The organism is Pseudomonas coronafaciens pv. oryzae str. 1_6 (assembly GCF_000156995.2).
Taxonomy (GTDB): domain Bacteria; phylum Pseudomonadota; class Gammaproteobacteria; order Pseudomonadales; family Pseudomonadaceae; genus Aquipseudomonas; species Aquipseudomonas tremae.
Window position 1 is genome coordinate 1,340,297 of record NZ_CP046035.1, and the last position, 12,652, is coordinate 1,352,948.

17 protein-coding genes are annotated in these 12,652 nt (G+C 56.2%); 5 read left to right on the plus strand and 12 right to left on the minus strand.

Annotation, left to right across the window (positions count from 1 at the left end):
• The first annotated feature begins 219 nt into the window (after positions 1–219).
• Positions 220–549 (plus strand): hypothetical protein, encoded by a 330-nt coding sequence (locus tag POR16_RS05995; protein ID WP_005889391.1) that lies wholly within the window; start codon positions 220–222, stop codon positions 547–549.
• Between the two features lie 8 nt (positions 550–557).
• Here POR16_RS05995 and POR16_RS06000 read toward each other — a convergent pair whose 3' ends face one another.
• Positions 558–1,052, minus strand: a complete 495-nt coding sequence (locus POR16_RS06000; protein WP_005889392.1) for an LEA/WHy family protein — start codon at positions 1,050–1,052, stop codon at positions 558–560.
• Positions 1,053–1,165: 113 nt separating this feature from the next.
• Between POR16_RS06000 and POR16_RS06005 the strand changes: the two genes are divergently transcribed.
• Complete coding sequence (locus POR16_RS06005; protein WP_005889393.1) at positions 1,166–1,717, plus strand: hypothetical protein; 552 nt, start codon at positions 1,166–1,168, stop codon at positions 1,715–1,717.
• Positions 1,718–1,762: 45 nt separating this feature from the next.
• Here the strand turns inward: POR16_RS06005 and POR16_RS06010 are convergent, their stop codons facing one another.
• The 6 genes from POR16_RS06010 to POR16_RS06035 form a co-directional block, all read right to left on the minus strand.
• Positions 1,763–2,236, minus strand: coding sequence for a YchJ family protein (locus tag POR16_RS06010; RefSeq protein WP_005889394.1), 474 nt, complete (start codon positions 2,234–2,236; stop codon positions 1,763–1,765).
• Between the two features lie 399 nt (positions 2,237–2,635).
• On the minus strand, positions 2,636–3,370 hold the full coding sequence (locus tag POR16_RS06015; RefSeq protein ID WP_005889395.1) for a hypothetical protein: 735 nt from the start codon (positions 3,368–3,370) through the stop codon (positions 2,636–2,638).
• A 198-nt stretch (positions 3,371–3,568) separates the two neighbouring features.
• On the minus strand, positions 3,569–4,837 hold the full coding sequence (locus POR16_RS06020) for an Ig-like domain-containing protein (RefSeq protein ID WP_005889396.1): 1,269 nt from the start codon (positions 4,835–4,837) through the stop codon (positions 3,569–3,571).
• Between the two features lie 42 nt (positions 4,838–4,879).
• A complete protein-coding gene (locus POR16_RS06025; protein ID WP_005889397.1) occupies positions 4,880–5,278 on the minus strand; it encodes a hypothetical protein in 399 nt (132 codons plus the stop codon).
• Positions 5,279–5,563: 285 nt separating this feature from the next.
• Positions 5,564–5,887: a hypothetical protein gene (locus POR16_RS06030; RefSeq protein WP_005889398.1), complete on the minus strand. Its 324-nt coding sequence runs from the start codon at positions 5,885–5,887 to the stop codon at positions 5,564–5,566.
• A gap of 165 nt (positions 5,888–6,052) precedes the next feature.
• Positions 6,053–6,652, minus strand: coding sequence for a hypothetical protein (locus POR16_RS06035; RefSeq protein WP_005889401.1), 600 nt, complete (start codon positions 6,650–6,652; stop codon positions 6,053–6,055).
• A 117-nt stretch (positions 6,653–6,769) separates the two neighbouring features.
• Between POR16_RS06035 and POR16_RS06040 the strand changes: the two genes are divergently transcribed.
• Complete coding sequence (locus POR16_RS06040; RefSeq protein ID WP_005889403.1) at positions 6,770–6,964, plus strand: hypothetical protein; 195 nt, start codon at positions 6,770–6,772, stop codon at positions 6,962–6,964.
• Here the strand turns inward: POR16_RS06040 and POR16_RS26985 are convergent.
• The 3 genes from POR16_RS26985 to POR16_RS06055 form a co-directional block, all read right to left on the minus strand.
• Positions 6,957–7,223, minus strand: a complete 267-nt coding sequence (locus tag POR16_RS26985; protein WP_081023803.1) for a Rha family transcriptional regulator — start codon at positions 7,221–7,223, stop codon at positions 6,957–6,959. The two genes, POR16_RS06040 and POR16_RS26985, sit on opposite strands and share 8 nt — an antisense overlap.
• The gene (locus POR16_RS06050; RefSeq protein WP_005889405.1) at positions 7,220–8,485 is read right to left on the minus strand and encodes a site-specific integrase; all 1,266 of its coding nucleotides are present in this window, start codon (positions 8,483–8,485) and stop codon (positions 7,220–7,222) included. The genes POR16_RS26985 and POR16_RS06050 overlap by 4 nt, the downstream gene beginning before the upstream one ends.
• Positions 8,486–8,712: 227 nt before the next feature.
• Positions 8,713–9,210 (minus strand): DUF6231 family protein, encoded by a 498-nt coding sequence (locus tag POR16_RS06055; RefSeq protein ID WP_005889415.1) that lies wholly within the window; start codon positions 9,208–9,210, stop codon positions 8,713–8,715.
• A gap of 217 nt (positions 9,211–9,427) precedes the next feature.
• Between POR16_RS06055 and POR16_RS06060 the strand changes: the two genes are divergently transcribed.
• Both POR16_RS06060 and POR16_RS06065 read left to right on the plus strand, forming a co-directional pair.
• Positions 9,428–9,703, plus strand: coding sequence for a DUF1145 domain-containing protein (locus tag POR16_RS06060; RefSeq protein ID WP_005889417.1), 276 nt, complete (start codon positions 9,428–9,430; stop codon positions 9,701–9,703).
• Positions 9,696–10,454 carry a hypothetical protein gene (locus POR16_RS06065; RefSeq protein ID WP_005889419.1) on the plus strand — a complete coding sequence of 253 codons (759 nt, stop codon included), beginning with the start codon at positions 9,696–9,698 and terminating at the stop codon, positions 10,452–10,454. Before POR16_RS06060 ends, POR16_RS06065 begins: the two co-directional genes overlap by 8 nt.
• Before the next feature lie 66 nt (positions 10,455–10,520).
• Here the strand turns inward: POR16_RS06065 and POR16_RS06070 are convergent, their stop codons facing one another.
• Both POR16_RS06070 and POR16_RS06075 read right to left on the minus strand, forming a co-directional pair.
• Entirely contained in the window at positions 10,521–11,543 is a 1,023-nt protein-coding gene (locus POR16_RS06070; RefSeq protein ID WP_005889421.1) for a purine-nucleoside phosphorylase, read from the minus strand.
• Between the two features lie 26 nt (positions 11,544–11,569).
• Entirely contained in the window at positions 11,570–12,529 is a 960-nt protein-coding gene (locus POR16_RS06075) for a nucleoside-specific channel-forming protein Tsx (protein WP_005889423.1), read from the minus strand.
• Between the last annotated feature and the right edge of the window lie 123 nt (positions 12,530–12,652).

A 12,652-nucleotide genomic window follows, 5' to 3' on the forward strand; every position in this document is an offset into this window, starting at 1 on the left:
AATTGATCAATAATTTAAGTATGCTTAAATATACTCATTCCTGCGTTACCCTGCCCATTATCGATCACACCTCTCGCAAGGAAGCGACCCGGGTCAGGGCGGCCCACGTTTCAGACCGGACGATCTCCATTCCCCACGGTCCTGTCGGTTGCTCGTCAGGCCCATATACCCGGGTTTCTGTGTTCTTGAACGGCTGTTATCTCTTGCGGAGGCAGGCTGATGGATCTCTTGAATGGTTTTGTAGACCGTGGCGAATGGCTGGTGGCCGGCCTGGTGGGCGCGATCATCTCTGGCTGGTGGCACAAGGCAGGCTTGCTCGACTGGCGTGCCTGGATGGTTTTCCTGCTAACGGGCGTTGCCTGTGCGGTGTTCCTGACCGGCATTGCCAGCGACTACCTCGGCGTCGCAGAGCCGCGCAATATCACCGGCGTGGGTTTTCTGCTGGGCTCGTTCGGTGGGGCATTGATCAGCGCAATCAACCGGGCGTTGTGGGCGGCGGATTTCTGGAAGTTCCTGATGGAGCTGATCAAGGGCCGACTGGGCGGGTGATGAGCCAGTCAGCGGCGATCCTTGATCAGGTCGCCGGGAATGACGTCGCCCGAGCGCAAGATGCGCACATTGTTGTGAAACAGAATACCGGTCTTGAGTTTGCCCTCAAGCTGATAATGGATGGGCTGATCAGGTTTTTTCAGCAACTTTGCGATGTACCTGGCGTGCTGCCACAGGTTGGTCCGCACCGAGATCAACAGAGTTTTGCGGCTGTCGCCTTCCACGAAAAACCAGTCGCTGGATTTGCCCTCGGCCAGCATCGCCTCGTTCAGCATGATCTTATAATTGAGCCCTCGCACCAGCAGACGCGAGTCATTCGGGTTGTCGACCTCAAAGTACAGCCTGAAATCCTGATGCGTCAGCCTGGCCTTTATGACCTCGACTTTCACCAGATGCACTTCCGGGTCCTTGAGACTGTCAAAGCTCAGTAACGAGCATCCGCTCAAGCTGAACATGACCAGCGCAAGGCTCAGGATTCTTGTAATGTGCGCCTGAAAAAACATGGATGTGCTCCGTTTGAAGCCCGAGTCTAACAACTCGACGCTCACGGGTAACGCGCTTGTTGCGTGCTCTGACGCTACGCCATACTTTTATTGACGTGCTTATCGGTGTCTCCATGAATGCCTACGAAATAGTCTTCAGCGCTGAACTGGTCGCTGGAGCCCAGCCCGAGAAGGTCAGGGCCAACCTCGCCAAGCTGTTTCAGGCGGACGCCGAACGCCTGGAATTGCTGTTTTCGGGACGTCGACTGGTGTTGAAAAACAACCTCGATGCGGCGACCGCCGAAAAATACCGCGCCACCCTGGAACGTGCCGGTGCGCGGGTCTACGTTCTGGAAATGAATGCTCTGCCGCCGATGGAAGAGGTCGAGCTGGCGCCGCCGCCTGATGCGCCTACCTGGCTGCGCAAGTCTACGGTCACTCAGGCGCGCCTGCAGATCAAGCCGCGGGATGTTTACATGGCGGCGTTTGCAGACGTCGATGCCCCTGATTATTCGGTGGCCGAGGCCGGGGTCGATCTGCTGCCTGCAAAGCTGCAGCCGGCTGGACCCTCGCTGGACCTTTCCCGGTTGAGTCTGGCCCCGGTGGGCAGCGACATGGGGCAGGCCGACACGCCCGAGCCTGACGCCGCCCCTGACACCTCGCACCTGCGCATTATCCCGGAATGACCTCTGTTCCTTGCACCAACCAATGAACCCGGCCCGCTGTGCAGATCACGCCACGTAGGCCGAGCAGCATTTCTTGAATTTCTGTTCACTGCCGCACGGGCAGGCGTCGTTGCGGCTGGCGTTGAGCGGGACTGTTGAGTCGATGAAGTACCAACGGCCCTGATTCTGTACAAATGACGAGCGCTCCTTATGGCTGTGCTCGCCATTGCCATCGTGCCAGCGGGCTGTGAAGGTCACGAATGCGTGTTCCGGCTTGCCGCCAAATACCTCTGCACTTTCCACCTCAAGCCCCAGCCAGGTGCTTTGTGCACTCCATTGAGCGATGGCTTCGCGGTCCAGCGCGGCTTGTTGTACTGGCAGGGTGGTCTGCACCAGATAATCGGTAAGCCCCAGCACATAGGCACTGTAGCGTGAGCGCATCAGTTTTTCCGCGCTTGGCGCAGGCTGACCCGCGTGATGGTGGCCACAACAGGCCAGCAACAGATCGCCGCTGCCGCATGGGCAAATAGCACTACTCATGATTCACCACCAGTATTTTCCAAAATTTTCCGGGTTGGCCCAGAACTGAGAGGCTACTGATGGCAGGCCAAGCGTAGCGGGCTTCATAGCGGACCTCAAGCGTTTCTGGTGACAACATGGTGACAGCGTTGGTGACAGTTGGCGAGCCTCTGAGGTGCCCATTGAGTGTCATCGCAATGGGGTCCTTACCGCGCCCGTGCGGCTCTGAGCTAACGACCTGCGCGAGGGCCTACGGGGGTAACCGCTGGGTCTGTCTATGAGAGGTGGTCATTCAGATTTTTGTGGCAAAACGCGAAAGGTCTTTACGGTGGCCTGTGCGCCCACAGCCAGAAGAGCAGCCGGACAACCAGACAGACCCAGTAGGCAGCCTGTAGCGTGTCCATGAGGTTCTCCTTGAGGTTACTTGGCGATTCGGCCCCAGCGGTCGGTCTTGTCTTTGGACTGGGCTCTGGCCTTCGCGGCCTTCGTTTCGGCCACTGTCAGGTTGATCTTCTCTGCTTTGCTACGGAGCCAATCAAGACCGGCTGTCTTTACTCTCCAGCCTTCACGGTTTCCGAAGTCAGATGAGACCCTAACGAAAGCACCAGAATCGAAGCCAGACTTAGGCGGTCGTGGCGCCCCCTCACGAGTCCCGAAGTTGTCTACTGGGTATACAAAGACCTTCACAGAGACCAGAGCTTCAAGGGCAAGGCGTGGTTGTTGTATACCAGCCACACGGCAAGCCTCAGTCCATGTCAGACCAGCGCCACGGGCTTTCATGTCAAGGGTCGAAGCCTTGGGCATGTTGGCGTCTAACAGGGCGTCCTTATTGCGTAGCTCGCGGACAGCATGGTTACGCACTGCCACGAATGCACGGGCGACCATTAGATAAAAGTCTGTCGAGACCCACATTGCGTAGGCGATGGTCCCCAGTTCATCAGCGAAGGAGCCCACCTTGTCCACCTTGTGGAAATTTCCACAAGACAGCAGGCGGTTGGAAACCTCATTGTCCCATTGGCCCGGTCGCTTCGACTCGGGAAGGTCCAAGGTCTGATGGATTTCCGTAATGCTCCACAGGCCCTCAGCGTTTGGCTTGAAGGTGTGCCCCTCGATAACGATAGGCAGCGGCGTGTCGGTGTTGTTGATCATGTTCATAGTGTCGATTTCCTTTTGGTAGTGCCCTTCAGGTCGCACCCACAGCCGAGCATCCAGCCCCCGACAAAGGGACCCGGCGTGGCATGAAAGGCACTACCAGAAAGACTGGATTGGTTGATTGCCCAGCGACGGGCAGGTGTAGCGGTGACCCTGCCGATCCCTCTCGGGCCGGTCTTACGGGTCATCTTTCAAACTTTGTTAAGCAGCGGCAGTTACATTCACGGTGTAGGACGCCGAGAACCCACCATCAGCAGTCGTTACCTTGATTGTCGCCTTACCCACTTTGAGACCCTTTACAGAACCCGTTGGGGATACCGTTGCTACTGACGAATCAGATGTGGTCCATGTGATGCTCTGATTGGTGGCATTTGCAGGGGACACAGTGGCAGCGTTTGAGTATGAAGCACCCACGGCGAGGTCCTTAGAGGAGACCTTGAGGGATACGCCCGACACCGGAGTGAACAGCTTCACGTTGGTGATCATCGGGAACGCTACAGTTTCAGTCTGAAGACCATCTTCGGTCAGCTTCACCTTGACCTTGCCGTTAGCCACGATGTCTACAGTTGTCATAATCTCAATGTCCCACGCCTGGGCATTGCCGTTACGGGTCGCAAGGATTTTCCAAATGTCGCCCTCACGGTTCTCACGGTAGCTCAGAGAGGTGAACATCTTCGGCAGCAAGAACAGGCCGTAGTCAGTACCACTATAAGGCTGCACAGACGCGCCAATAAGGTTCTCGATTTCACCCACACCAGCACGCTGGGCAGCACGCTCAAGTACAGCCACCATCGACACAGGCAGCAACACCACGAAGTCAGACAAAGAGGTGCCCACGGTCTGATTGATGTGCATCGTTAGGAGGTCAATAAGATCCTCCGCGATTTCTACAGGCTTGCCTGTTGGCTTAACTTCAGAGAAAACCTCGGTGCTTGGAGCGGTCGAAAGGATGCCAGCGATTTTACCCGCTGCGCTTAACTCAATGTCACGCAAGATCTTGTCAGCGGTTTGAGCCATCGACGCTTCAGTAAAACCAGCAATCAAGTTATGGTCGAGGATCGTCACACGGTGACTGATAACCAAAGCGGAATCGGTAGGTTCCGTAAAGATGATCGACCCGGCCAATACTTCGCCCTTGCTAATGGTTTGGTTATCCCAGTTCTTGCGAGGGTCGAACTTGACGGAGCGATCAGCCATAGTGATGACTTGTTGGCCGGTAGCCTCAGCACCCGCAGGGCGGAATTCGCAAGGGGTTCTCTCCATAGCAGCTTCGCGCCACTCATCGCCATTCAAGAAGTCCTCAGCGGCTTCCACAAGAGCTTGCACATAGACCGATGGATCGGTGCTTGCAAGTGTCTCTGCTCGTACATCGGAAGTGCTGAAGTGGATTGATGCGTTGTTATCGTCAATGGCGTTGATGTTCCATTTAACGGTGTCTACATGTGGTGCTACGTACTGATTAGGTTTCATAGAATTTTCTCCTGAATTAGATGATTGAAGTTCGGTCTTGGTTTACCAGCCGGAGTTACCACGGGATGCCGCACGGACACGGGCACCCTGATCACGAATGGCAGCGGCGCGGGCTTCCTTGTCAGCTTTGGCCTGAGCCAGTTCACGAGGCGTCCACTCACGGCAGCGCTCGGCATGGGCATCGGCTTCACGTTGTTGACGCGCTCGCTCAGATGCCTTTGCGGCTTTGTCTCCGTGGTACTCGCGGGCAACATCAGGAATCGCTTTGAGCGAAAGACCGGCCTCATCAAACACTTGGACGATCTCGAATTGGCGACTCTTAACGGTGCCACATTGAGCGACCAACATAGGCAGCATGATGTTTTCTACGTACTCACGGTTCAGGACTTGCCCCGACACAGTTACTTCATTCTTCAGGACTTCTGTGATTGTGATTTTCATTTGTTTGGATCTCCTATGAGTTGATCCATTAGTCAGCCTTAGCGCCATTGAGGCACACGACCAGACGGCCAAGGAGAGAAGACCACGAGGCCTCAACTAAAGCTGACTAATAGATTCTGGGGTTTGGGTTGTTGCAGATGATCTAACAGGAAATGGCGGAACCTGAAAGGGCATCTTTATGGACAACCGTGGCGACGGTCGCTGTAGCTGGGATAGAGAATATTTTTATTGGGTTTGGTGTCTGTCCCAATAGTGAGGGGTTTAAACGACACCTTGACTGATACTTCAAAGTCTGATCGAAATTGGCTCTTTGCCGACCATTGGGATTTTCAAAGGCGTCTTTGCAAGTGCCTGTAGATTGAGTCCAGCCGAGACCAGTTCAATGATCCTTTCGCCAGTCTTGTAAGAGCCCTTTAAGGATGCTTCACGAACCAGAGCGTCGATATCAAAGGAGACCATTCCGTTTTCATAGCTTCTGAAGTTTGCTCTATGATCGGTGAGTAGATTCTTTACAATGATCAATTGACCCCTTGAGGCTGGCGGGAAGACCCGAGACAAAGCAATCAGGTCATGTTCTTTAAGCAATTCCTTTGCTGGATAGGTGTTCATGTGAGTCCTCCTTAAAGATTTCTTAGAGATAAATGAAAAGAAGGGGTTTTAATTATTAATTACCCCTCCTCATCAGAACTGGTCGATCAGGTGTCGATAAGCTGGAAGGGATCTTTAAGATGGATGTTGCCCTAATAGTTTTCTTTCTATTATCCGTCGCTATCTCTAAGAAGCCCGGAATAGAGCTTCCACGTCGATCTCTGCCTTGATTCTTGGGTGCCTCTCCACGTAAGAAGCGATCCCATGAGCAGCATGTCGAGCAGCCTTGGCGATACGCTGGGCAGTTCGCAAAGTCATCTCATCGGTCTTGCAGGCTTCCGCTGTGATCTCCGAAAGGAACAACGCATTAATAACCGCTCGGCGCTTGACGTTGATCTTTCCGTTGGTGACCCCGGCACTGGTGATGATCGACCCAGTAACAATGTCGTCTACCCACGGCAACGGATCGGGAATCGCAAAAAGGTACATATAGGCAGCGGCTGGGTTCGGGTAAGCAGTCCTTGGGCGTCCTCGGGTTGCCTTGCAAGAATCACTTGGGCTGGCTTGGGTGCTGGTGGTCAGAGCTGGGAGATTTGTGAGAGCCGTGTGGGTGTCCTTGGAGAGAACTGGGTCGGCTCTGCGCTCGGCAGCCCATACTTGTAACTCTTCCTCGGGATTCTTGGGCAGCGTCATTTCATTGTGGTTGATGACTTCGCCTGTGGCTGGATCAACGTGGAAGATGGTTTTGGCTTCGAAGTCGAGGTGGCGGTGATACTTGGAACGCATGGTGTGGCCCTCATCTTATCGCCACGACGCTGTGGCAACAGTGAGGGGTTTTAGCGACACCAATCGCTGAGTGGTGGCACAATGACTTTCGAGCCGGAGTGTCTGCAAGGAGGCACTATGCCCTACACAATCCTCATCCTTAAGCTGATGGGCGCGCAGTTGATAATCAATTTCTTTGGAGCAGTTATCACGTCAGGCATGCGACCTTCAATAAATGGAGCAAGACGTGGTTTCATGAAGGCTCTTTGGGCGCTCACTGGCTTTGCACTCATAGGTGCTATCGCTTGGGACATTTTCAAAATGCTCAAGTAATCAGATCCCTCAGGCTCATCACTTCCGCTTGGAGACCTGAGATGGACCTAACGATGGCCTCATTTGAACTCGGCTGTAATTCCAGCCCAGTAGCATCTCCCATTTCCTCCAGCTCATGCCAGCGTTTGATCACGGCCATGCGCATCTTGGCACTGTAGCCTGTGAGGAGACATTCGGTGTGGTGTCGGTCCAGATTGAAGCACGGATAGGTGCGTCCTCCTTGGTCTTTGTAATCGGCTGAAAATCCAGCCGGTCTCAAGCCCCGAACGCTTTCACGAGAGCCTCATGGAGCGTCCTCACAGGCAGCTTCTGAGACCCTGCATACAGGTCATAAGTAATCGTCCCTGAGCTATGCCCGGTGATTGCCTGCGCGATACCTTCAGGAATCACAGCGGCCTTCATGAGACCCGTAATGGAGTGCCGTAGCGAGTGGAAAGATTGATTGCCACCAGAAGCCAACCCCAAGGGCTTCCTGAGAGCCTCATTGAGTGGCTTATTGAATGAGTGTTCCTTTACCTTGAACAGTCGGCCTTCATTGGCGTCGATCCACTCAAGGAATACCTCAAGGGAAAACCCGTAGGCTCCATCGACGAGCGGCACCTGCCTCACAGAGAAGCTATTCTTCAGGGTCTTACCACCATTCTCATCCTTGTTAATATCAATGACCGTGATGCCATCGACTTGCTTGATGTCTTCCTTGGTCAACTGGTAGATCTCGCCTATGCGGGCACCTGTTAGAACCCCGATAGACAAGGCCCAACGCTTCCAGTCGTCTTCAGCCAGGTCATTGGCGTGATCCATGATCTTGACCACTTGATCTTGAGTGAGCGGCTTACGGGTACTCTCAGCGCCTTTCTCGATCTTCAGTCCCTTGTCGAATGACCTATCGAGATAGCCGTTGTTTACCGCCCAGCCCATGACAGTTGATAGCTGGGTCAGAAGCTTATTGGACGTCAGAGGCTTGCGGCCCTTTAAGACTTTTTCCTTAAGGGCGACCATATCCGCCCTCGTGTGAGTCTTGATGTTCAAATCTCCAAGTAACCCACTGAGGGTTCGGCAGGCAGACGTAACAGACTTATGGGTAGTCGCGGTGACGTTGCCTGTTCGTTCGACCAGATATAGCCCTGAGAGGGTCTCAAAGGTCATCGGCTCATCGGAGCGTAATACAGATAGGGACGGAGATGGGGCTACAGACGTGCTACAAGATAGCTCCCCAATGATCCCTGTGAGTTCCTCGGGGCGACCTTCGAGACGCTCCTGAGCAGCTCTCAGCACTCTCTGGCCTGTGCCTATGGCTCGTTGCTGGTTCGCATTGAATCGACCAAGCGAGGTAGCTTCAGCAAGATGGTTGCTCATCTGGTCATAGAGTTCCATGTAGAGGCCCCTTGAGTCCTCGCTATGGCCTTGTAGTGCATCCTCCGCGATCTCCTTCAGGCGTTCCCTGAGGTTGTCCCATGAAGCCTCAGGCTGGTCGAGGTGGAACACAGCCAATGTCTTGAGGATGTCCTTGGAGAACTGCATAGCGGTCTGCCTATCGGTAGATCTAAGAGAGATGGTAAGGCTACGGGTAGAGCAACCCCTTGGACGCACCCTTAGGTAGTAGATCCCTGAACGCCGGTAATGCCAGATGGAAAGGTGCTGGTCTGGTCGTTGGTGACAAGGCTGGTGACAGGTTGGTGACAGTTGGCCCTGCACGGGCGTATTGACGCTGGTAATCATGGTTAGGTAAGCTCTTGATATTCAAGGGTTTACCACCAGTACTTCCCGAACATTTCCGGGTTGGCCCAGAATTTTGCGTTCAGCCAATCGGGCACCTGTTTATATTCGCGCAGGTCGTAGGTGAACAGGTTCAGCACCTGATCATCGCGGGCGAAGCACTCGCTGGACTGCAGGGCCAGCGCATAGAAGTCGGTCTCCCGCCAGCCGCAGGCCTTCAGGTCTGCCAGAACCGCGATGCGGCTGGCGTTCAGGTTGCGGATACCGCCCAGCAGTTCCAGCCCGGTCTGCTTGGGAATATGCTCAAGACAATCGACCACCAGTGCCAGGTCAAAACGCTGCGCGGCAAGGTGCGCAGGCAGCGTGCCAGGTTCGGCCAGCGACACTTCGGTCTGCGGATGCGCCTCCTGAAAGGCCTGCAGTGCAGGAAATGCCTGCGTTCCGATCAGCAGCAGACGCTCTGGCGCGTACCGGTCGAGCAGGGCGGCCAGCGCTTGCTGTGGGGTGCGAGTGGAATAGCCGACGGTCATCGAAAGTCCTCTGGTTGGTTGACAAGACTAGCCTGCCGGACCGCCTCTGAACAGCCGCCGGCATAAGGCCTGACGCTCCCTGAACAATGAGAATGCTCCATGCTCGATCTTTTTCAATACACTGCTGGCATATTCGCTGAACAGCACGTCTACTGTGCGGCGACGAAAAGCGTGCGCAGACTTTGCTTTCGGAACGGATCATGACAAGGGGCAGGCGATGAAGGTGTTTTGGGGGCTGGGAAAGCTGTTGATGCTGGGCTTCTGGCTGGTGGTACTGGCCAATGCGCTGTTTGAAGCGCCCAGCCCGTTCGGCGTGATGATCGACATGGCGGGCGCGGTCCTGCTGCTGACTCATCTGCTGGAACTGATTCTGTTCAACGGCAGCCTGCGCGGTCGCAGGCACCCGTGGCGGGACCGAGGCAAAATCATTCTGTTCGGCATCTTCCATCTGCAATCCATCAGCCGTTCGGCTTCGGGGCACTCTCATGCGTAATCTCGTTCTGCTCGCGGCACTGTTCAGCCCTCTGGCGATGGCCCAGGCAATCATTGTTGCGCCGCACTCGCTCATGCGTTTGCCCGGCAACAGCAGTGTTCTGCAGCTGGATCGTCTTGAGGTGTCCGATTACGGCACCTTGCTGATCCCGGCCAATATCGACGATGTGAAGATCGGCGAGCTGGTATTGGGGCACGAAGCGCGCATTGCCATCGTTCCTGGTGTGCAGGCCTTTAATCTGGTGGTGGTACGCGGCAACTTCGGCACCGGCAGCCAGATCACGGCGCGCGGCGCACCGGGCACGTTCGAAAAACCGGCGCTGCCTGGACGCAACCTGACGCTGCGGCTGCAAAACCTGGATGCGGAAGAATTATCGATCGACGCGCGCGGCGGAGCGGGCAGCCCGGGGTATGTCGGTCTTGATGGCGGCACCGGCGAAGCACCGGGTTGCACCTGGGGTCAGGCCGGGCGTGGTCATGACGGTCAAAACGGTAGCACTGGCCGTGACGGGGCCGCTGGCGCTCAGGTCCGACTGGAGTTGCCGCAGAGCTTTCCGGCTGATCGCATCAAGGTGAATGTGGCGGGCGGCGCGCCGGGCAAAGGCGGCGAGGGTGGCAAGGCCGGCAAAGGCGGTGCGTCCAAGGGCTGCTTCGTTTACCGCGCAGATGGCGGCAAGGCGGGTAAAGAAGGCGAGCCTGGCCAGCCGGGCGTTGCCGGTCCTGCGGGCTCGTTGCTTCTGCAGCGCCTGTAAACCTCTATGCACCGTCCGGAGCTGGCGCAAGGCTGTGCTCCGAACAGTCGTCATTGCATAACGGTTTTACTGCGGTACGCCTTTTTCCCAATTCTTCCAGTCGCCGACAATTGCCTGCACCAGCGGGTTGCCGGTGCGGTACAGGTTTTCCAGTGCTGGCACGAATGCACCCTGATCGGCGTACTTGAGCAGGTTGTCCACTTCGCTGTAACCCGGATACGGACGATCGAAGTCGGAGCCGGCGCGCACCACCGCCAGGCGGCTGACGTCGACCTTGCCAGCCTTGCTGGCTCGCAATAGCGCTTCGTACGTGGAGTTGTCCTCCTGCTGGGTGGTGCAGTACTCACCTTTGCCGTCTGTCAGCAGTTTGGTCCAGACCTCTGCCCGCTCGCTCAAGCGCGTCCCTGAAAACCAGGTATTGCCGGCCACGGTGTCACATTGGGTAACCTGTGGCGGCTGATTGGCCGGTGCGTAGGGGTATTTGACGCGCCACGCCGCCGATTCCTTGCTCTCGCTGAGTGCAACCTTTTGCGACAGCGCGAACGCCTTGGCCTGAAGCTTTGGGTTCAGTTCGAAGACTTCGGTCTTGTAATCCAGCGGTGGTTTCTCGTTCGGGCCTTTGGTGTTGATGCCCAGGTAGCCGGTCGGCCAGTCCTTGGGCACGTCGCGCGAATCGATTTCCCATTGGGTGCCGAACTCCACCAGGTAATGCGCCCAGGCGGTGGTGCCCAGAGAGCCGTAATGCGGGTTGATCCCGGCAATACCGGCGACGATGAAGTAGGTTTTGCGCAGGTCGAACTGCGGTGACAGCGCCAGCGCCAGAGTCGAGGCGGCGGCGTTGGTCTGGCCCATGCCGGTGACCAGCAGGCAGACATCCTGATCGTTGCAGCGGATGGCCGGGTATTCGGCGGCAAGGCCCGGCACCTGGATTTCCTTGGTCAGGTGCAGGCGATCAATCCAGTTCTGCGCCTCGGGGGCGAACATGGCTACCAGCATGACCTTGGGCGTAACGGGGGCGGCGGCCGCCCAGATGCCAGGGCTGAGCAGGGCCAGCGTGGCGCAGAGTGCATTACGGGTGATGTGTTTCATGAAAACTCCTGTCGTCAAAGTCATGATCAGAACTGATAGCCCACGCCAGCGTAGTAACCCCAGCCGTCCGAGCGGGCGCGGAAGTTGCCTTCGCCGAAGTTAAGTTCGCTACCGTCTTCCCAATTGCCGCCGTTATGGAAATAACGCCCTACCAGCGTGAAGCGAAGGTGAGTGAAAGCGTAGAGCAGCACGTTGGTGGCCACCGTTGAATTGCCTGTACGAGCCGGATCGTTCTTGAGGTCCGAGCCGAAGTCGAAATTGGTGAAGCCTATGTAGGTCAGCGAAGCGCCGTTGTCGAACTTGCTGATCGGCACAATGTATTTGAGCTGGGCACGATAGCCGTCCCACGAATATTCATTGCTGGCGCCATAGTTTTCCCACTGGTAGCGACCGTACAGGTTGGCCGACAGATTGACCCGCGAGTGCGTGTCGATGTCAGTACCGAAACCGCTGTACAGCGTGTTCGCACGGTTGGCCGAGTTGCTGCCGTGGTCGTAGATCCAGTCGAACGCAACGTACCATTCCTTGAACGGCCCTACGGCCAGGCTGCGTCCTGCCAGGTAGTCGATGGAGATGCGCGGTTCGTGTTCCATGAACAGCGGCGAGCCATGATCCCAGACGCCTTTGTCATTATCATTGCCGATGCCGAGGATCTTCGGCACGTCCACATAGCCGTACAGTTCAAACGGCCCCTTGCGGCCGAAGTACTCGTATTCCAGATAGATGTCATCGTTGGGCTTGGGGCCGAAGCTGATGTCCTTGCTTCCGATCAGCGTCAGGTCCTGATTGAACCAGTCTGAAAAGTACGCGCCTTTGCCTTCCTTGGGCGAGGCTGGCGGGCTCAGCGCCTCGCCCTGAGCGGAGTCTTCCGGCGCCGCAGGCTGAGCCTGTGCAGCGGAACAGAGCAATGTGGCGGCTGCCGCGAGCAGCAGGGGCGTCAGGATGTTGCAGGGTGCTGCGGGCTGGATGAAAAACTGCTTTGGCATTGAAGCTCCTTTTTATGATCACGTACTGCTGGCCGCGTACTGCTGATCGCAAACGTTTGCACAGCTCATGCCAAAGTGTTTCAAGATGTTGAATGTGCTGATTATCAGCCCGAGAAGATGACC